Here is a 267-nt window from a genome sequence, read left to right as displayed (position 1 = left end):
CATCTCTGCGAGTGGCGACCAGGGAGGGGTCTTCATCTTCACGCCCTGATGACAAGGATTGCCTCCGCCTCCCTCCCGCATCGCCGCCTCGCACCCGCGGGGCGGAAAAAAAAGAATCACCGGCCCTCCGCCTCACCCAACCAGGCCCGCCGTACGTCACGCCATCGTCGGTCTCATCCTTCGGCCGCCGTCTCAGCGGTGCCCACACTGCCGAAAACAAATCCTTGAAAAACACCGGTACAAATAGATTCTGCCAAAGTAGTGCTA

Annotated in this window: 1 pseudogene; it reads left to right on the top strand. The window is 60.3% G+C overall.

Annotated features, from left to right (window positions below):
• A pseudogene (locus FNJ47_RS47010) lies at positions 1–228 on the top strand (IS701 family transposase); the annotation flags it as partial.
• Between the last annotated feature and the right edge of the window lie 39 nt (positions 229–267).

Source organism: Bradyrhizobium uaiense, from assembly GCF_010811875.1.
GTDB classification, from domain to species: domain Bacteria; phylum Pseudomonadota; class Alphaproteobacteria; order Rhizobiales; family Xanthobacteraceae; genus Bradyrhizobium; species Bradyrhizobium uaiense.
Note: the sequence above shows the minus strand (reverse complement) of the source record. Positions and strands in the feature narration are given on the sequence as shown.